Source organism: uncultured Chloroflexus sp., assembly GCF_937129525.1.
Taxonomy (GTDB): Bacteria; Chloroflexota; Chloroflexia; order Chloroflexales; family Chloroflexaceae; genus Chloroflexus.
Genome location: NZ_CAKZNK010000011.1, coordinates 1 through 19,776, shown reverse-complemented (window position 1 = coordinate 19,776; position 19,776 = coordinate 1). Strand labels below are relative to the sequence as shown.

Below are 19,776 nucleotides of genomic sequence, written 5' to 3'. Positions count from 1 at the left end.
CCACTGGCCTGGTTGTTTCAATCCACGCCTTCCGCGAGGGAAGGCGACGCGGAGTGTCGGTTACAGTGTACACCGAGAGCGGTTTCAATCCACGCCTTCCGCGAGGGAAGGCGACAGAGTAATGCCCCCGCTAGTGACAGCGAGGACTTGAACCCAAACCGCAAGGGTATCCCAGACGCCGAGGGCGACAAGAAAACTCTGAATTGCAGAAAGAAGTTCCTGAACACTCATTTCACCCTCTTAAACAGTGATGAGAGCATATGCACCAGAACAACGCCAGGAGCGATTTCCGGCCCGCCGCCGGAAAGCAAAACGCACAGGTACATGGTCAAAACGGTCATGCTGCTCGATGCAACATGACCGTAGACTGCCACAATGAGCAATGATGCTAGCGCGTAGAGATCAGCGTACGTGTATGAGAGATCCATGGCTAGCGGGCAGCACGAACGGCACGCCGGATAAGATACGTCGCCAGACCGATGATACCGCCCGATAGAAGGAGCGTAGTCATTGCGCCGCCGGCGACGCTATTGGCCAAAGACACAGTCTGAGCAATGAGATCTGCGACTGTCACGTGTAACCTCCTATCACTTGATAGCTACTAAATCAAAATACAGTTGCGGACGACCAGAGGGCCCGGGACGGGATGTTAGACGAACATCACAGTCGACCGTTGCACCCGACGCGAGCGACCGCGCGGCGCGCGCGAGGGGATCGACTGGGCTGTCGACAATCCGAGACGCCGTAACGTGTAGCGACCCCCAGATATCGGATGAATACAGGCCTTCAACAATGACCAGCACATATCTGTCACGCTCAATGACGCGAGCGGACAGAACGATAACAGAGCATGTAATTATGTGATCAGTTGTTGCTTGCATACACCTCCTAACTTCCTTACACACCTACAAGTATGTATACATGCACTGATTCCCCGCGTCAACCCCCAACGACGCGAGAAACGCAGCGACCTGAGCAGCATCGCCAGACTCGGCAACGCGCAGCAGATCCGAGCGCGCGTTATTCTCAAGCACCCTGCGCCACTGCGACCAGCCCAGCGACGCAAGAATGACGGCGAGCTGATCCGTTTCCGCCGCCGCAACCTCACCATCCGACAACGCAGTAAGCCGCGAACGCAGGCCGCGCGAGTACTGGAGCGACGACCGCCCGCGCACCGCAGCAACGTACTCATACCACAGCGCCGCGTCACGCGACGCGCGATCACCACAACTGTCCGCAAGTATCTGCCACTGGTTGCGGCTGCCGCGCCGCCCGCGTTTCGATACCGCGCTGGCAGCCTCAAGCGAGACGCGCAGCGAGAGCGACTTAGCGATGTACTCAGCAGCATCCGCCGGAGTGGTAGCAATCCGTTCATGGTAAGCAACCCCGGCGAGACCATCCGCGCCGCACAGCCGCAGCGCGTCAATCCAGAGATCGCGCCAGAGATCGCGATATGAGACACGGCGGCGATACGGCAGCAGCGTCAGGTTGTGCAAGTGTGGATGCCAGCCGTGAGCGCCATGAGTAATCTCTAGCGACCTCACGACACCAGTCACACACAGGGTTTCAATCCACGCCTTCCGCGAGGGAAGGCGACGTTGACCTGGGCCGCCCAGCAGGCGTCGCCGGCGTTTCAATCCACGCCTTCCGCGAGGGAAGGCGACCGCAACATCTGGTAATGTGTGAGGCTGTAACTACTAAATGTTGTATCATCGATCCTCTTCACAGGCGATTTAGAGACCTGCTAAGTGTTCATATGTGAATGTTAAGGTGCTGTTCGTCCTGCGAACCTTCCGCTGATGCAATGTTCACTTCAGGTTCGCAGATCAGGTGATGAGAGTTCCTTCTAGATCCAGGCTAGTGTTGATGCCGATATGCTGCACCCGGTTTCGCCATTCGTTCCCAAGGTAATAGTAGCGAATGCTGTCTGTCTCCTTGTCGATAATTCGTTCTAGCCTGGCCTGTAACTGGCGAAGCTGTGCTGCGTCAACCAGACACTCGAAAACCGATTTCTGTACACGCTGGCCGTAGTCCTGGCAGACCTTCGCTACTTTGTGCAGTCGTCGTTTACCTGCTTCGCTTTCTGTGTTGACGTCGTAGGTGATCAGCACCATCATAACTTCGCTCCCTGGCTCTAGGTCCAGAAAAACGGTGGGTAAGCGTCCAGATCGCCTCTGAGATAGCGCGCCAGCAGGGTTGCCTGTGCGTGTGGGATTAGCCCAAACGGGATGCGTTCTTTCAAGAACGGATGGAGAATTTCTTCTTTTTTTCGCTCCTGCCAGGCTGTGATGACGCTTTTACGAGTTTCTTCGTCCATAATCACACCACCGCTCTCTTTACTTGTAAATCCTTTTCCCAGAATCTGTTTGCGGTTGATGAGTGAGAGTGCTAGTCTATCGGCGAACACCGGTCGTAGTTCTTCTATCAGATCGAGCGCAAGCGATGGTCGCCCTGGTCGATCGGTGTGGAGAAAGCCGACGTAAGGATCAAGTCCTACGGTTTCCAGCGCCGATACTGCCTCATTGGTCAGTAGGGTGTAGAGAAATGAGAGCAGGGCGTTGATGTTGTCGCGTGGTGGACGACGCGACCGTTCCTTGAAAGCAAAGTGGTCTTTCTGGTGCAGGATTAAGTTATCGAAGACACTGAAGTAGGCGCTGGCAGCATTGCCCTCGAATGCCAGCAGACGTTCTATACTGCTGCACTCGCTGATGGTTTTCAGCGTTTCTTTGAGCGTGAATGATGCTGTTCTGACCGCTTCGACATCGATCAGCAGCGCATGGTCTCGCAGAGCGCGTTCGAGCACTTTTCGACTGTTGTAGATTTTGCCCTGGATGAATGAGATTGCGACGGGCAGGCGCTGCTGTTCTTCCTCTGCCAGACGGTATTGCTTTTTGCGCAGAAGGACGTTGCCGCGTGTCTTGCCGCTGACCCGTGCCCGAAAGCGTCCATTCGGATCGAGAAAGGTTAACCCGATGTTTCGCTCAGCGCAGGCGCCCATCAGCGCCGGGCTCACCCCGCTGAATGTGAAGCAAACGATGTTCTCGAGGTTGTGGAGCGGCAGGCGCGTTGATGTGCGCTCGTCCTTGCGAATAACGATGGTTTCGCCATCAAGTCCGAGATACACATCAGGTGAGGTGACGTAGAGAGTATTGTTGAGTCGTTTCACCAGACTGACTCCTCAGATATGATCAATCTGTTGGCGAATGTAGGTTGAAGCAGGAACATTTCTGGCTTGCATATCAGGTAAACAGACATTTGCCAGCGAGCAGGAGCGGCAGGCTTTCGAGGTCTTGACGCGCGGCGTGTAACCACGCGCCATGTATGCGTGCATCTCGGCAGCGGCATCGCGCACCAGACGGCGCAGCTCTTCCGTGAGTTCAACCGCTTCGCGACGGCGAGTTTTGCCGTAATACAGGAAACCCCGCGGGATAGTCACCGCCAGCATTTCTTCAAGACACATCGCCTGTGCGCAAAGCTGAGCTTCATCCACCGGTTCGCGTTTGGGGCGTCCACGTTTGTATTCGACCGGCGCCGGAAGGTAGAAACCCTCGCGCCCCGGCAGGGTGATCCCTTCTGGTGAACGGGTGAATTCCACAACATCACAGATACCGGTCAGTCCGAGGGTATACGATGCAACCGGCACTGCCCGCGAAATGATCAGATCCTTGCGTGTCTCGGTAAAGAAGGGATCATCGACACGCTCGTGGAGCTGTTTGCCTTCCACTGTCAACACATTGTCCTGCCATTGTAGCTCGACGTGGATCAATGCCCACTGGCGGCGGCAGAACAGAAAGTGCTGGATGCCTGATAGGGGCAGGAGTTCATCAACGGTGTATTCGCGGTTTGTCATTGGTTTCAGGTGGTTTCTGTAATCCTGGTATTGGTCATGATGTGCGCCTGTCGTAAGCTATTTCACCTGACAGGCGCACGGGTTTGAGCTGAACTACGTCTATGACGTTACAACATCTCAATACACTCTACCTTCTCTGGTAGTCCATCCCTGTCAAATAAAATCTCGTAGTCACTGAAGCTGCGTGGAGGGTTTGCCTCAGGTCTTCTCGTGACCCTGATCAATTCAAATAGCTTATGCGCAGGAGCGTTCCCTAATTCGCTCTCGTGTTTGAAGACAAACAACTTTCGCGTCGCCATCTTGCCGCGCGCTGCCGAGCGATCGTGCTCGAACATGTTGATCAGCGCTTCCCAGAAGAGGTTCAGGTCATCTTCCGAGAAACCGGTGCCCTTCGATGGATCGTTTGCCAGCCGGGCAGAAATGTATCCTTCAGCCCGGTATAGCGCATAGGGAACGATATGCTTACGCCCAATAGTGCGCTCTTTGTCAGCATCCTCCTCGCGGGTAACGGCCAGACGTGTAATGGTGACTTCTTGTTGGACAATTGGGTCTATGCTGCGTGAAAAATTGATCTGCACCGGACCGCGAACCTGCCCACAGTTATCGCCTACCGTTAATACTGCTCCAAATGTGCGAATATCGAAGTAATTTCGGCACATCCAGACGCGCGCTTTATTGACCCCTTCAAGGTTGGCTTTCTTTCCCGGTTCCAGCCCAACAGCAAGATAGGCCTCTTTATGGTTGGTGTTCAGCGGGACGCCTTCCTTGATATAGATACGGTATCCTGCCGCATCACCCTTTACCATCTCCACATAGTTGCGAATCTTGCGTTTCAGGCAGACATCGGTCACGAGACCGTAGCCGGTTTCAGGGTCAATGCGAGGCATGTTGCCTGCATCGGGATCGCCGTTCGGGTTGCCGTTCTCCACATCGTAAAACAGGACAAACTCATAGCGATTTTTGATAGCTTCAGCGGCCATTGTAGGGTGTCTCCTTTCAAATTGATGTTGGCACAGTAGTATTGGGTGCATCAGATCTGTACCGACTCGGTTGAAGCAGTCTCTTCGCCGACGGAGGATTTAGCGTAGAATGCAGCGCGCTGATGGTAATAGCCCAGCACAAAAATTCCTTGTTCGTCGAGTGTCAGACGCGACGGGAAAGGTTTGGCATCGAGCATGCCAAGCAGCTCCTGAATCTTGCGATCAAGCGCATAGCCATATTCAGCTTTGGCAATATGGTGTTGTGATAAACGTAAGAGTACAGGAAAGACGCTGGCTGGTGAAGCGCAGGCTGAGGTGAAATAACGATCCTTAATAGTGGCGTTAACCTCCTTTCCGATCGCTTCAATCTGCGCCTTCTCCAGCAGCGCGAACAAACGCCCCAGGACATAGGCAGGGTGAGCATATGACTCATTTAGTGCCATCGTAAGTGCCTCCTTGTATGGGTTCTGGCTCTGATGACGGTACTTTCGCAACAGATGCGCCTTAATGTAGGCGGCGCGAGCATAGGTGATCTTGCGATGTTGTCCCTCCTCATCATTATCGTGACGAATGCGGTTGATAATGGCAACATACAAACCCTCGGGATACGGTGTGCCCAGCAAAATGGAGCGCATAAATGCGCCGCCAAGGAGCGACCATGACGCTTTCAGCTCTTCTTCGCGCTGTGTCACTTTGGGAGAAACACACTCAGCCAGAATGCGATAGGGGGAAAGATTATCAGGCTGATTCGCATGCTCCTTCTCGATACGCAGGTCGTCGTAGTGTTGCATAATGCGCTCGGCGAACACTCCGAAAGGCTCGGTAAGGAAGAAGCGCACAGCGAGACGCGAGGCATTTGGAGCTAACCCCAGCACGTAGAAGCGCGTGCTGTCATCCAGTCCCCCACGCAGTGCGTGAATATCAATCGGCTTGCCTTGCTCTATTTTCTCTGCGACTGCACGGAGCGTTCCTTCAGCGCCCCTATCACGTGTGCGTTTCGAATTCGCAACTTCACCTTCCTTGTTTTCCTGATTTGGTCGATTTTCTGGGTTCAATAGCGCATAGAACGCGCCTGCGTAGCGTTTTTCAGCGCTATCTGCCCAGTACACGACCGTTGTATCACCGAACAGGATTGGACGATGAGGATTCTCGCTCGAGAGCAGGTAGTTAAGCGCGTTGGTGTATGCTGCTGCTGCGCGGCGGCTGATAGGCGCGTTTGCGCCTTGATCGCGTCGGTAAGATTTGAAAGCATCAAGGTTGAAACTGACCAGTGATGCGCCCTTTGATTGCGCGTAGCGTACACCCTTGATATCGGGATGAAGCCGGGCAATTGGCGCTTTAATTCCTGTGATCAGACATTGCATTTCAGACGTGTTCTGTTGTGAAACTTCTGATTCCCACGCCTGCTTAATCTCCGGATCATCGAGCGCACTCTTGCCATCCACATAAAAAATCAGGTTGCTGCCTTTCAAAAGGCTATCGAGATGATCGGAAATAACAGGTTTTGTTTTCGCGCTCGCCGGATCGTAGCTTTCCAGGAACCTGATAATTGCTTGCGCTGTTCTATTTCCTACGCTATTCAGGAAAGCAATATTTCGCTCTTTGAAAGCGTTGAATCGTTTTAATGCGTAATCGAGATCACTGGTTTCTTTCTCGGTCAAACCCAGGATGTAAGCAGCGTTGTCACACAGAACATTCGCTTCAACATTCACACTGCGTTTGACCTGTTCCGGCACTTTCATTCGCCGCGGACGCTCAACGGTCTTCTTGCCCTGCTGTACCGGGATATATAGCGGAATGATTTCAAGAAGCTCACCTTGAGACGATAGGTTGAGAGCGTGGCTCACAGGAACCTTGCTGTACCCCAGCTCAGCGATATCTGTATCCGGATCATCACACAAGATTTGATAGTAGTTGTAAAGCGCCTGGAGAATCATCGGCGGACCTCCTTGCTCAGTTCTTGCACATCGATCACCCCGTCGCACATAATGGCGTGGTAGAACATCGGCTGAATATCATTCGGACTCGAGAAGTCCAGGTCGTAGAGCATCCATCCCAGATCGCGTTTTCCTTCTAACGGACTTTTAGGAATATCATTTCGGTTCTCGATAAGTGTCACGCAAGCAGGAAATTCGCGCGTTCCCAGGCACGGAGCATGGAAGTGCTGCCCGTTTCGTAGCCGTCGCAGAACAATGTTGTAGTGCTTTTCCTCAGTATCTTCTATTCCTGCTTTATTCGTTAGTTCGAAATGCGCTTCAATAACGTAATCAACATCTCTCAAGACCATTGCGGCTCGTTGTTGGCGTTTGTCTGTCACATCAATGTAGAGCGGTTTATGATTTCCTTTCATAACTTGTAGGGCATTATCTACCGATACTTTATCACTCACCTCATTCCGGCGAATGTTCGTAAACTGAATCTCGCGCAGAACGTGGATTTTATCAATCACCCAGCGAATGGCCGGTTTCCAATAGATTGCCTCGATAATGCCACGAGCAGCCGATGGCGTTATTACATCGTAACTGACACGCTCGACTTTCATCTCCGGTCTAGTAAAGAGGGCGTATCTGCCTTGTACGCGGATAATGATGCCGTATCCCATATCGTCGTGCGCTCCTTTCTTTTGCATCACTTCAAACAGTGAAATCGATCCCGATGTCTATGCTAAAACAGCAACCCATCTCCACCCGAACTCTCGGGAATAAGCAATCCCTGATGAGAATCGTAGTAATATTGTGCATGATATGGATCAAGAAAGTGATACGTATCATTGATTGTTGAAATGACCCCTTTTGAGCATAGCTGTTCGAATTCTGTTTCATAAATCGATACCGTGTAAGGTTGTAGCTTGCGCAAGATAGCCAATGGGTAACGTGTTTCTTTTAGATCTTCAATTAATCGAATTACTTCTTTGTTGTATGGGATAACTATTGTCACGGTTTTATCTTCAATAATGCGGAATTTGCTTGACGCAGTTGCAAAACTAAATTTGCAGTTTTCATCGCTCAAATCATTCATGATTTGTTTGTGGTCGAATGAGATGTTTGAATCTTGTAAATCATATAACTGATCAAAAAATGAACGGATAGCTTGAATAGAAATTGGTTCAGTTGCATGATCGCGTAAGACCATTCGAGCGACCTCCGCTGATTGTTGTACAAACGATGGTATTCTCTGAATGAATTGCGATTTTGGTTCAAAGATAAACATTTTGCCAACGTTGTGCCGCATCTCTCGGTTGACACGTCCTGCTGCTTGATTGATCGAGTCCAATCCTGCCAGAGCGCGGTACCCAACAGGAAAGTCCAGATCAACGCCGGCTTCCATGACCGTCGTTGAAATGACGCGGCACGGTTCTCCTCGTATCAATCGCCTTCGTATTGCAGTCAGTGTAGTGCGGCGGTGCGCGGGGCACATGAGCGTGGAGAGATGATAGTTCCCCTCACCCTGCAACCCTCGAAACAACCCGCTGGCGTGGCGCCGGGTGTTCACAATGCACAGCACCTGTTCATGAGCACTCAGGCGCTCGAGTAACTCTTCGTCGGTAAGCGTTCCCAGGTTTTTCACTTCCACCCGTTTGTAGAAAGAAAACAATTCCTGCGGATTGGGTGCGAGTTCCCTGACAAACGTTCCTTCGGGAAGGAACCGTTCCAGTCCAGGTTGGGTGGCGGTGCAGAAGATTGCGCTTGCGCTGTAGTTCGTCACCAGTTCCCAAACCGCTGCCATTGCTGGACGCATGTATTCACGCGGTAGCATGTGCGCTTCATCGAAGATAATAACGCTTCTGGCGATATTGTGCAGTTTTCGACAACGTGATGGAGTGTTGGCGAATAGCGACTCAAAGAACTGGACGTTTGTTGTTACAACGATAGGAATATCCCAGTTTTCTGCTGCAAGTTTGAGTTTAGCAAGAACACTGTTGGTCTGATCCTCTGGGTGAGCGCTGTGCCGGGTTTCCCAGTCAAAATTGGAATGGTGTTCGAGAACATTCTCTTCGCCAAATATATTTTTGAAAACTGCGGCATTTTGTTCGATAATTGTTGTGAATGGAATGACATAGATAATGCGTCGCAGTCCGTTCTTGACGGCGTGGTGCAGCGCAAATGCCATTGATGCCAGCGTCTTGCCACCACCTGTCGGTATCGTAAGCGAGAAGAAGCCCGGTGATAGGCTTTTACCGTGTTCAATACACGCATGAAGAGTCTCGTTACGCTTACGATCGATATCACTGGTCGGATTTTTGAAACATTCCAGGTATCTATCCAGGTCCTGGTATAGCCTCGTCACATCTTTGTGGTTACCACGAGGTTTCTTCCCCTGCATGTATGATTCGGTTTCCTGGAAGTCTGCGTCTACCAGGGCGGAAAACACCATGCGAATCAGGAAAGCAAAAGAAAATCCAGGGTATTTCTCCTGTGGTTTAATGTGGAGGTGTTTAGGAAAAGGCAAACTGGATAGGTCTAACTCGTTCTTGTAAGCGCTGTAATCAGGAATGTCCTTCTTCAAACGCGCGCAGACAGTTCCGCCGTCCAGGTCTGTCTCATGACCATAATCAGGTAAACCGGAGTGATGCCCCATAATTGGATACATCAATAGTTGGGCAAAGCATTCAAGCCGTGGATCCTTGAGCAATGTCTTGAGTTCCTTTGCGCCGGCAGTGGAGTGATCGACACGTGGGCCGCCTTCCAGACGTTTTTGGAATTCAGCAGAGTATTTGCCTAAATCATGGATTAGACCGGCAATGTACGCCAGTTCTGCGATATTTGAGTGTCGGCCAAATTCTCGTGCCATTTCTGCAGTGTTTTTTAGATGTTCGATCAGTGGTTGCCACTCATCACGTGCTTCACCGTCGCGTCGATGAGCAAAAAAGCGAACTTGTGACCCACCCTCATCACTCAACCTGTAAACCCGCGCCATCTCCCTCACCTCACGCTCGATTTTCTTCCGCAGCCACGCCGGTTCCAGCACTTCACAATCCGCGCCCCAACCCCGAATCCAGGGGAGCATCTCTTTTGGTTCGGCAATCCGCGCTCGCCAGATGAGCGATCCATCAGACTGCAGTTCGGTGCGTTCGTAACGATGCCAGCGCGTTTCCTGTACGCGCTGTGCCACTCGCGCGGTAAAACGGAGCGCTACTTCCACCGGTTCGCCTTCATTCGACCAGATAACCCATGCATCGGCTAAATACGCGTGCGGATCAAAATCTGCCGGAATTTGATACGACTCTTGGGTTAGCTCGGCGCGGCAGATGCGCTCAATTTTGAAGGTGCGCATCTTTTCTTCATTCCAGCCATTGTCGCCAAGCAGCAGCGCCTTGCCAATGACATAGGTCGTTTGTCCGATTGGATACGGCTCAATGAAGTATGGACTGAGCAGATATTCATAGATGCGCTCATTTGTGTCAATTTGATACCAGATACGAACCTTTCGCCCACTTGTCCAGGCGTCGGTCAGGCATTCAAACACGTTCAGATACACCGGGTCATTAAGCTGTCCTGCGCTGTCTATGTCATTCGCCGATTGCAGTACATGCTGGCTGATGCGCCGGGCATAGCGTTCCATTGCATGCCCTAATTTGCGCAGCGCAGCGGCTGCGTGGCGGTTTTGGCGATCCATTTGCCTGGACATCAGGCGCGCTGCTATATGGATGGCCAGCGCTTCAGGTAGGCTCAGGCGTAAATTGATCAATTCTGCTTGCCGATCGATCTTGATGCGTCCATCTTCATCCTCGTAGATATATCCCGGCACATCGGCCAGATTACGGCTGATGGTGGAACGATTGACGCTTAAACGGCGGGCAAGCTCGGCCTGCGTGAGGCCTTCAGGATGGGCCAGTAAGAGTTGTTCGATCTGGATCAAGCGCGCGGCTTTGTTGTGCGCTCGGTTCATACCATGCTCCTCGACAGATAACAGGTGAGTTTCGTATATTTCGTTTATTTCGTTACCAGGTCGTGGTTCCCTTTCAGCATAGCAGATGGTTGTGTCAACTACGGTCACAATTCAAGGCAATTTTTTCCGGTCTTCGTCAATGACGGACTGAAGACGAGTTGCCCGCTCTGAATGAAATGTGCTGTCTATCCGCCTGTCCGATTCGTCAGGCTCATTGTAAGTGGCTGTTGTTGCAACTAACGTAACACACCGAGAATGTTTTAACCATAGCAGATGCTTGTGTCCATTGTGGCACCATACGCAGCAATCGCAGCGTGCTGCTCGCTTGATCTCAATGCCCGGTTGCCACACCCTGACCGGTGTGGTATACTTAGGGGCAGTGCGCCGGTCAGGCGCAATTTCGTGTGTAGTTCTGGGAAGAGGGATCGCTATGGCCAGCAAGAAGGGTAACCGCATCGTGATCAAGCTGAAGAGCACCGAGAGCGGTCACACCTATACTACCGAGAAGAATCGGCGCAACGATCCGAGCCGCCTCGAGTTGCGCAAGTATGATCCGATTGTTCGCCGTCACGTGTTGTACCGCGAGACGAAGTAGGTTGTTGCGGGTTGAGGCCGGGGGCGCCCAAGCGCTCCCGGCTTCGTTATTGTTTCCTTACGCAGGCATGCGATGCGCTGGTTGCGAGCAGGATTGCTGATTGCGTTCGAGGCGACGCTGACCGGTTTGCCAGTGCTGGCGCTGACCGGTCTGGTCTTGCCCTGGCTGGGACTGGCCGGCGCGGTTGGGCTGGGCTGGCTGGCTGATGGCGCGCGTCCGCCGTATCGGCGCGGGGCGCTGGCCCTGGCGCCGTTTGTGGCTGCGGCGCTGTTGGGCTGGTGGTCGTTCGGTCTCGATCCGGTGCGCTTGATGATGGCGCTGTGGCCCGGTCAACCGCAGAGTGGGTTGGTGTATCTGGTGGTGTTGACTTCGTTTTTCCTCGTCTGGCGTGGCACCCGTCTGGCCGAGTATGATAGCGTCACGTTGCTTGCGGCGGGCAGTCGCGCCGCGCTGATTGTCGGCGGGTGTCTGCTCGTTGCCCCTCTCTTTCACGCCGGATCGCCGCTCCCCACTGATGTCTTGTTGTTGTACGTTGCCGGTCTGGTTGGCGCGGGGTTGGGCGCTCTGGCGCTGACGCATGTGATCGAGACGGCTGCCAATCGGCAGCAGGCGGTCGATGGGCGCTGGCTGACGCTGCTGGTGGTGGTGATCGGGGGCGTGCTGGCAGTGGGTGTGGCGCTGGTGGCGCTGTTCAGTGGCGATGTGGCGCTCGATGGGATTGTGGCGATCCTGCGCGCGCTGTTGTTGCCTTTTGCGCAGATCGGGTCGCTGATCGTCTACTTGCTGGCTGAGGTGTTCGGTGGCGCTATTCGCGCGCTGTTGGGATTGTTGGGTCAGGCGCTGGCTCGGATTAATCTGTTGCCTGAACCGCCGCCAACGCCGGATTCGGCGACGGTGAATGATAGCGCAGTCGAGACGGTGTTTGCTGTTGCTCAGCAGGCGACGTTTGTGCTGGCATTGATCCCGCTGGCGTTGTTGCTGATCGCGATAATGCTCTGGCGACGACGCGCGCGGCTGGCCTCGAATGATGAAGAACGGCAATCGCTCGATGTCGCGCAGAGTTTGCTGTCCGATCTGCAAGGGTTGCTCAACGGGTTGCGTTCACCTTTTCGCCGTCAACTGACCGGGTTGCGGGCAGCGCTGGCTGCGCTGCGTGGCGGCGACCCTTCAACGCGCGTCCGCCGCGCGTATGTGCAGGTGTTGCTGGCGCTCGAAGCGCGGGGGTGGCGGCGGCGGGTAGAGCAAACTCCCGCTGAATGGTGCGCAACGGTGGCGCCGTCTCTGCCCGATCCGGCGCCACTGGTTACGCTTACGAATGCCTATGAACGGGCGCGCTACCATCCGGCAGGCGCCACGCTGGCCGAGGCTGAAGTTGCCGAACAGGCCGCGCGCTCATTCGAGGATTTGTGATCCCCGGCGGCGCCTATTCGACGGTGACGCTCTTGGCCAGATTGCGCGGCTGATCAACATCGCAGCCGCGCAGTACGGCAACGTGGTAGGCAAAGATCTGCAACGGGATCACGTTCAGGATCGGTTGCAGGAATGGGAGCGTTGCCGGCACTTCGATCATGGCATTGGCTTTGCTTGCCAGCAGGCTGTCGCCGATGTGGCCGATGGCGATAACCTGACCGTGTCGGGCGCGCACCTGCTCGACGTTGCTGATCATCTTTTCGTAGATGTGATCGCGGGTGGCGATGCAGATAACGGGCAGCCCTTCGTCGATCAGCGCAATTGGGCCGTGTTTCATCTCGCCTGCCGGGTATCCTTCGGCATGGATGTAGCTGATCTCCTTCAACTTGAGCGCGCCTTCCAGGGCAATGGGATAGTTGATCTGACGGCCAAGGTAGAGCGCGTTGCTGGCGTGATAGTGCCGTTCGGCCAGTTCGACGCAGAGCGGAGTCGTCTGTTCGATGGTTTGCGCCGCTTTGCCCGGTAACTCGATCAGGGCCTGTAAGTGTTCGCGGATCTGGATCGGGCTGAGAGTGCCGCGCGCCTGGGCCAGTTTCAGGGCGAAGAGATAGGCCACTGCCAGCATCGACGTAAAGGCTTTGGTTGACGCTACGCCGATCTCAGGCCCGGCATGGAGGTAGAGTGCGCCGCCGTCGGCGAGACGCGCGGCCTGACTGCCAATGGCGTTGACAATCGCCACGCTGGGCGTGCCTTGAGCGCGGGCCTCTTCCATTGCCGCCAGCGTGTCAACCGTCTCACCGCTTTGGGTAATGGCGAGGAGGAGCGCGTCACGCTCGCCATCGCGTTGCAGGATTGGATCGCGGTAGCGAAATTCGCTGGCATAATCGACTTCAACCCGCACTCTGGCGAGGTGTTCGATCATGAATTTGGCGACCAGACCGGCGTGCCATGCGGTGCCGCAGGCGGCGATATAGATCCGCTCTATCCGCCGCAGGTCGCTGTCGCTCAAGCGCAAATCTTCGAGTTCGACTCGCCCACTCTCCTGGTCAATCCTTCCGCGCAGGGCATCCATCAATGCGCGTGGCTGTTCGTCGATCTCCTTCTGCATAAAGTGGCGGTAATCGCCTTTCGCGGCGGCTACCGGATCCCAGCTAATTGTATGGACGGGACGTTGTGCAGGTGTGCCATCAAGGCGGGTGATGGTCAATTCGTGACGCCGAACAACGGCTACATCGCGATCTTCAAGAAAGATCAGGTTGCGCGTGTAATCGAGAATGGCCGGAATGTCGGAGGCGATGAAATGCTCATTATCCCCCAGGCCGATGGCGATCCCGCCGGCGTTGCCCAGACGGGCGGCGACCAGCGTATCTGGCTCGTGAATACAGAAGGCGACGATTGCGTTGCCGCCGCGCAGTTCGCGCAAGGTCTGGCGCGTGGCGGTTGTCAGATCGCGACACGATTGATAATAGTGCCCGATGAGGTGCGCGATCACTTCGGTATCGGTTTGCGAGGTGAACTGATAGCCCAGCTCGATCAAGCGCCCTTTCAATTCGAGATAGTTTTCGACAATCCCATTCTGAATCACTACAATCGCGCCGCTGGCGTCGCGGTGTGGGTGCGCATTGGCCTCGGTAACGCCGCCATGCGTGGCCCAGCGGGTGTGACCAATACCGATGGCGCCGCGCGCCGGTTCGGCGATCAGTCGCCGTTGCAGATTCTCTAATTTGCCTGTGCTGCGCCGGATCTGCAATCCGGCGGTTTGGTCGTATATAGCGACTCCGGCTGAGTCGTAGCCGCGATATTCCAATCGTTGCAAGCCCTGCACGACTACCGTTGTGGCGTCACGTGAACCGATATAACCGACAATGCCACACATACTGGTATTGCTCCTTAGACAACAGGAAATCTTCGCCGCTCTTGACGCAACAACCGGACTGTATTGCGGCGCGCGCAACACGACCACCCGGCTGCCTGCTTGCGGCAACACAGTCGTTATGCTGGCTGTACGTAGCGGGGGATGAAATGGTGGTGGGTCACTGCTGGCGGCTCTGCCCTTGCCTGTCGCCAGGAGGTGTTATCTCGCCAGCTTGCCGGCGGCGCCCTGCGCCGGGGAGGCTTCCGCTGATCTCTCGATGTTCCGGGGTCTCTCACCCCGTTAGCTCCGGCTCGCGCCGGGAACCTCCGTCCTCGTCAACTTCGCCGGTGGCGAAGCCCATGCGCTTTCATGCTACTCGTATTATGGCTGCGCACCCTCCTGACCGCGCCCCCGCGCGGCCTTACCAGGAAACCAACGATGTCAATACTATATCACACCTCCGGAGCAGTCAAGATGACAGATTGTTTATGCGGGAACTAAACATCAGATCATCATTCCCAACCCAACGAAGAGCGCAGTCGTGCCAAGCACGATGACAGTGGCGGCGATGCGCGCGGCGCGCCCGTGAGCAGGCGGCGTCTCGGCCAGCGCCAGATTGGCCATCATCACGCTGATGATTACAAACGCCACCAGCGCCAGAAACGGAATCTTGATAAAGCTCAACACGCCGGGAATGTTAATATAGTCGAAAGCGCAAGGCACCGCGCCCGCGCAGGGCGCTGGCGGAATGATCAGCATCACCATTAGATAGTGATAGAGCGAGACCGCTATGCCGGTTAAGGCGAGCGGGAGCGCATACCAGTGGACATTCCGATCATCGCGCCAGATCCCGACAAAGAGGATGACTACCAGCGGGTACATCAAAATCCGCTGATACCAGCACAGTTCACATGGAATCCAGCGCAGAACTTCACTGAAGAAAAGGCTACCGCTGGTGGCTACCATTGCCGCCAGTAGCGCAATATGACGGCAGGCGAGCGAGAGGTAATCGAGAATGTGGTAGCTCTGAGCTGCCGCAGGCAGATTCATCGATTGAGCGCGATCCATAATTTGCTCCGTACCTGGTTGTTATATTATCGTTCCAAAGGCATTGTAGCACGAGCTGCATGGCCAGGTTTGCGGAAAGTTCGTTATCTGAATGAAGTGAGTGTCTTGTCAATAGTTTGCGGGTTTTGGGTTCAGCCTCTGAAGGTGTGCTTGATCTGGTCTGAGCGTGAGAGTATACTTAAAGCATATCCTTTTTTAAATACAAAGTTTTGTTATTATTTTTGATATTACTCGCTCAACCTCGCGCAGAGAAATGGAAGAAAGCTGGTCTGCGGAACAAACCCGTTTGCTTGCCGATCTCGGCGCATGGTTTACCTCGTTTAACCAGATCGAGGTTCTGCCAAAGATTGCCCAACGCCTGGTTCCCTTGTTGGGTGATTGGTGCGCCGTTATCATTCGTGATGAACATCAGCAGATGCGTCGAGTCGCCATTGCCTGCGCCGATCCGAGCGAGCAGTCCCTCATCGAACAACTCGCCAGTGATTCGTTGCTGGTCGATCCCCATTCAGCGCCGGCTCTGGCCTTGCAGAGTGGCAGCCGGCTCCTCTTGACCGATTTGCCCGACAGTTATAGCGAAGATCCGGCCTTCTCGCCAGCCTATCAGGCGATTTTACGCCAGATCAGGCCGCGTCACATCCTCTGTGTGCCGATGCGTTTATCAGATCGTGTCTGTGGCGTGCTGGCGTTCACTCTCCTGGCGAAGTCAGGCCGTCAGTTTACTCAGGCCGACATCGCGCTGGCAGAAGAAGTAGCGCAACGAATGGCGTTGCTGGTTGACAATGTGCTACTTTACCGCACAATGCAGCGCCGCCTTGACCAGTTGCTGCTGGTGCAACAGGTGGCCGCGCTGGTGAATTCGACCTTGCAAACGGAAACCCTGTGTCAATTGGTCGTAGACCAGTTGCGCCGCGCCTTCGGGTATCAACTGGTCAGTATTTATCTGTTGCAAGAGGGTGTGTTGCGCCTGCAAGCGGTGGTTGGTTACGATCGGGTGTTGTCGGTGATCCGATTGCACGAAGGCGTCGCCGGGCGGGTGATGCGTTCTGGCAAGGCTGAGTTTGTGCGCGATGCCCGGTATGATCCTGACTTTCTGGAAGTTATGCCCGGCACCACGCAGTGTATTATTATGCCGTTGCGCTACGATGACGGTCAGCCGGTCGGCGTGATCATTGTTGAGTCGCTCGGCAATCCGGCGCTTGATGACGAGGATCTCTTTCTGTTGTCGCTGCTGGCCGATCAGATCAGTGTTGCTTTGCATAATACGACTCTCTTCACGCGCATGGTCGATTCGTTTGAGCGGTTTCGGTCGCTGATCGAACTGGCCGGCAATATCATCATCTGCCTGGATCGCGAACTGCGGATTACTGAATTCAACCGCATGGCCGAACAGGTCTTCAGTCATACTCACGCTGAAGTGATTGGCAAGCCTTATCTGACAACGTTGCTCAGCGAGGCTGAGCGACCGCTCTTTATGGCGTTAGCGCGCGAGGTGATGACGAGCGATCATGCGCATTCGTTCGAAACCACTCTTACCCTTCGTGATCGGAAACATCATCTGTTCTGGACAATAAGCTGCCGCCGACATCTGAATGGCGAGATTGCCGAGTTTCTGTTGATCGGTCAGGATTTAACCGAACAACGGGAAAAGACTGCCGAGCTGTTGCGCTATGAGCGTAGGGTACAGCAGCTCGAACGTCTGGAACGTTTAGGAGTAATGGCCGGGAGCGTTGCGCACGATTTCAACAATCTCCTCAATATTATTGTCGGCAATGCGCAGTTGATCGAGCGGGTGGCGCCGCTTTCACCGGTTGCACAGTACCATCATACCCGGCTCATGAATGCCGTTCAGCAGGCTGCCGATCTGGTGCAGCGACTGTTCAACCTTGCCGGTAGAGAGCAAGTTGACATGCAGCCTCTGGATCTCAACCGATTAGTGATTGAGACGCTGTCTGCTTTTCGCGCGTCGATGAGCGAACAGGTGCGCATTCATCTCGATCTCGACTCTGACATACCGCCGGTCATAGCCGATCCGGTGCAGATGCGACAGGTTGTGCTGAATCTCGTGAACAATGCCGGTGAGGCGTTGATCGATGGTAGCGGCGATATCTGGATTCAGACCCGGCAACGACGACTGGATGTTGCGACGATGGATCGGCTGACCCCACACCGACTCGTGCCCGGCAACTATGTGACTCTGGAGGTGCGCGATAACGGCAGCGGAATTGATCCGGCAGTCTGCCAGCACATCTTCGAGCCATTTTTCACCACGAAAGCTCACGGTCATGGTCTCGGCCTGGCGGGGGTGCTTAAGATCGTGCAGCGGCACGGTGGCGCGTTGGAAGTTGATAGCCAGCCGGGCAAGGGCAGTATGTTTACGGTGTGGTTGCCACCACAGCCACCGGTGGCAGAGTCCTGGGCTGCGCTCAATGACACCGAGAACGCGACGGCCTACGTTCTGGTCGTTGACGATAACGACGAAGTGCGTTCACTGATCGAACGGATTTTGACCCATGCCGGTTATCACGCGCGTGTCGTTGCCTCTGGCACAGAGGCACTCCGTCTTGTTGAGCAGGCCGAACCGATTGCTTGCGCGCTGATCGACATTTCCCTGGCGGACATTAGTGGCTACGAGGTTTGTCGCCAGATTGCCGAGATCGATCCGCATCTGCCCTTAGCTTTGCTAAGCGGCTATCCGATAGATGTTGACTCGCTGGGTGAGACGCCGGTGGCCGCCACCTTGCAGAAGCCGTTTCGCGCCCATGAATTGTTGATTTTGGTGCAACGACTGCTCCATTTGCGCGCGTCATCGCCGTCTTGACTCCTGCGCAAGCTATTTATCAGCTTACGTTTATTGACATGCTTCACCGGCAACGGTATAGTAAGCTGTCAGAACAGATTCTTTGTGGTGAGGAGGTTTCGGTGTCGGCCCAGCATATGCAGCCTTACAATCCAGCCCACGAAGGCGCAGCCGATGAGGTGTTTGCCTCATCGGCTTCTGGCGCAGTTGACTGGCCCGATCAAACAGTGCCGCCGTCAATGCAGCGTGGCTCGACCTGGCACGGTTTTCATTGGGGATGGTTATTACTCGCCATTCTTCTTATCGGCGCAGGAATGGTCGCTGGCGGAATGATTTACCTCGAACGTAGCTATGCCGATCGTATTTTGCCCAATGTCAGAGTACATGGCGTAGAGGTCGGCAATCTGCATCGTGATGAAGCGCAGGCGGCAATCGAGGCGAGATTTTCGCCGTTTCTGGCGCAACCGGTTGTTTTGACCTATAGCGGACGTTCCTGGACGCCGACCCTCGCCGAATTGGGGGTGTCCCTGGAAATCGATCAGGCGCTCGATGCGGCGCTAGCGGTTGGACGGGGCAACGATCTGTTAACCAATCTCCAGCAGATCGGCGCGGTCTGGCAATACGGAGTCGATCTGCCATTGCGGCTTTCAGTTGATCAGGCTGCCATGCAACAGTATCTGCTGGCGCGCGTAGCCGAAGTGGAGCAGCCGGCGGTTGATGCGCAGTTGATGTTGAATGGCGCGACAGTGGAAGTTGTGCCGGGTGAAGTAGGCCAGCAAGTGCTGATTGCGGAAACCCTCCAAGAGATTATGGCGGCGCTACAGGACCTGAATCCTGATACAGTGGCGCTCCGCACCCGTGTGCTTGAACCGTCGCTGCGTGACGATGCGGCATTTGTTGCCCAGGAGCAGATTGCAACTATTTTGGCCGGACCGCTCACGTTGCTGGTTGATGGTCGCTCGTTTGTCTGGTCATTAGATGAGCTGGCCCGGATGATTCGCGTGGATAGAGTGGCGGATCCGGCTGGTGACCGGCTTGAGGTCAGTATCGATCGCGATCAGGTGATGGCTAAATTGATCGCTCTGGGCGACTCGACCGAGGTACGCGGTACCTATCCCCGCCTGAACTGGAACGACGGCCGGCTTGAGATCTTCCAGGAAGGAAAGCCGGGCCGGCGGATCGATGAGGCGCAGGCGTTTGAGGCGGTGATGGAAGCCTTGACCAGACCGGCTGATCAGCGTGAGGTGACCGTGAGTTTCCGCGAGATTCCACCCCCGATCACCGCAGATAATCTTGATCAATTGGGCATTACGACCTTGATCGGAGTGGGTC

14 protein-coding genes are annotated in these 19,776 nt (G+C 54.7%); 4 read left to right on the top strand and 10 right to left on the bottom strand.

Going from position 1 to position 19,776, the window contains the following annotated elements:
- Nucleotides 1-905: 905 nt before the first annotated feature.
- From Q0650_RS00635 to cas3, 8 genes are all read right to left on the bottom strand, one after another.
- Complete coding sequence (locus tag Q0650_RS00635; protein ID WP_298814700.1) at nt 906-1,637, bottom strand: hypothetical protein; 732 nt, start codon at nt 1,635-1,637, stop codon at nt 906-908.
- Between the two features lie 189 nt (nt 1,638-1,826).
- The gene (gene cas2 / locus Q0650_RS00630; RefSeq protein ID WP_298814698.1) at nt 1,827-2,117 is read right to left on the bottom strand and encodes a CRISPR-associated endonuclease Cas2; all 291 of its coding nucleotides are present in this window, start codon (nt 2,115-2,117) and stop codon (nt 1,827-1,829) included.
- A gap of 17 nt (nt 2,118-2,134) precedes the next feature.
- A complete protein-coding gene (gene cas1c / locus Q0650_RS00625) occupies nt 2,135-3,166 on the bottom strand; it encodes a type I-C CRISPR-associated endonuclease Cas1c (RefSeq protein ID WP_298814695.1) in 1,032 nt (343 codons plus the stop codon).
- 12 nt (nt 3,167-3,178) lie between these two features.
- A complete protein-coding gene (gene cas4, locus Q0650_RS00620; protein ID WP_298814692.1) occupies nt 3,179-3,850 on the bottom strand; it encodes a CRISPR-associated protein Cas4 in 672 nt (223 codons plus the stop codon).
- Nucleotides 3,851-3,957: 107 nt separating this feature from the next.
- Entirely contained in the window at nt 3,958-4,830 is an 873-nt protein-coding gene (gene cas7c, locus Q0650_RS00615) for a type I-C CRISPR-associated protein Cas7/Csd2 (RefSeq protein ID WP_298814689.1), read from the bottom strand.
- Nucleotides 4,831-4,880: 50 nt separating this feature from the next.
- The gene (cas8c, locus tag Q0650_RS00610; RefSeq protein WP_298814686.1) at nt 4,881-6,767 is read right to left on the bottom strand and encodes a type I-C CRISPR-associated protein Cas8c/Csd1; all 1,887 of its coding nucleotides are present in this window, start codon (nt 6,765-6,767) and stop codon (nt 4,881-4,883) included.
- Nucleotides 6,764-7,432 (bottom strand): type I-C CRISPR-associated protein Cas5c, encoded by a 669-nt coding sequence (gene cas5c, locus Q0650_RS00605; protein ID WP_298814684.1) that lies wholly within the window; start codon nt 7,430-7,432, stop codon nt 6,764-6,766. Before cas5c ends, cas8c begins: the two co-directional genes overlap by 4 nt.
- A 62-nt stretch (nt 7,433-7,494) precedes the next feature.
- Entirely contained in the window at nt 7,495-10,719 is a 3,225-nt protein-coding gene (cas3, locus tag Q0650_RS00600; protein ID WP_298814681.1) for a CRISPR-associated helicase Cas3', read from the bottom strand.
- A gap of 430 nt (nt 10,720-11,149) precedes the next feature.
- Here cas3 and rpmG point away from each other — a divergent pair, with 430 nt between their 5' ends.
- The gene (gene rpmG / locus Q0650_RS00595; RefSeq protein ID WP_012256375.1) at nt 11,150-11,314 is read left to right on the top strand and encodes a 50S ribosomal protein L33; all 165 of its coding nucleotides are present in this window, start codon (nt 11,150-11,152) and stop codon (nt 11,312-11,314) included.
- A gap of 72 nt (nt 11,315-11,386) precedes the next feature.
- Nucleotides 11,387-12,724, top strand: coding sequence for a DUF4129 domain-containing protein (locus Q0650_RS00590; RefSeq protein WP_298814659.1), 1,338 nt, complete (start codon nt 11,387-11,389; stop codon nt 12,722-12,724).
- A gap of 13 nt (nt 12,725-12,737) precedes the next feature.
- Here Q0650_RS00590 and glmS read toward each other — a convergent pair whose 3' ends face one another.
- On the bottom strand, nt 12,738-14,600 hold the full coding sequence (glmS, locus tag Q0650_RS00585) for a glutamine--fructose-6-phosphate transaminase (isomerizing) (protein ID WP_298814656.1): 1,863 nt from the start codon (nt 14,598-14,600) through the stop codon (nt 12,738-12,740).
- Nucleotides 14,601-15,083: 483 nt separating this feature from the next.
- Nucleotides 15,084-15,647, bottom strand: coding sequence for a disulfide oxidoreductase (locus Q0650_RS00580; protein ID WP_298814653.1), 564 nt, complete (start codon nt 15,645-15,647; stop codon nt 15,084-15,086).
- A 253-nt stretch (nt 15,648-15,900) separates the two neighbouring features.
- Here Q0650_RS00580 and Q0650_RS00575 point away from each other — a divergent pair, with 253 nt between their 5' ends.
- Nucleotides 15,901-18,465: a GAF domain-containing protein gene (locus Q0650_RS00575; RefSeq protein ID WP_298814648.1), complete on the top strand. Its 2,565-nt coding sequence runs from the start codon at nt 15,901-15,903 to the stop codon at nt 18,463-18,465.
- A 101-nt stretch (nt 18,466-18,566) separates the two neighbouring features.
- Nucleotides 18,567-19,776: peptidoglycan binding domain-containing protein (locus tag Q0650_RS00570; protein ID WP_298814645.1), on the top strand; the 1,210-nt coding region annotated here is incomplete at its 3' end.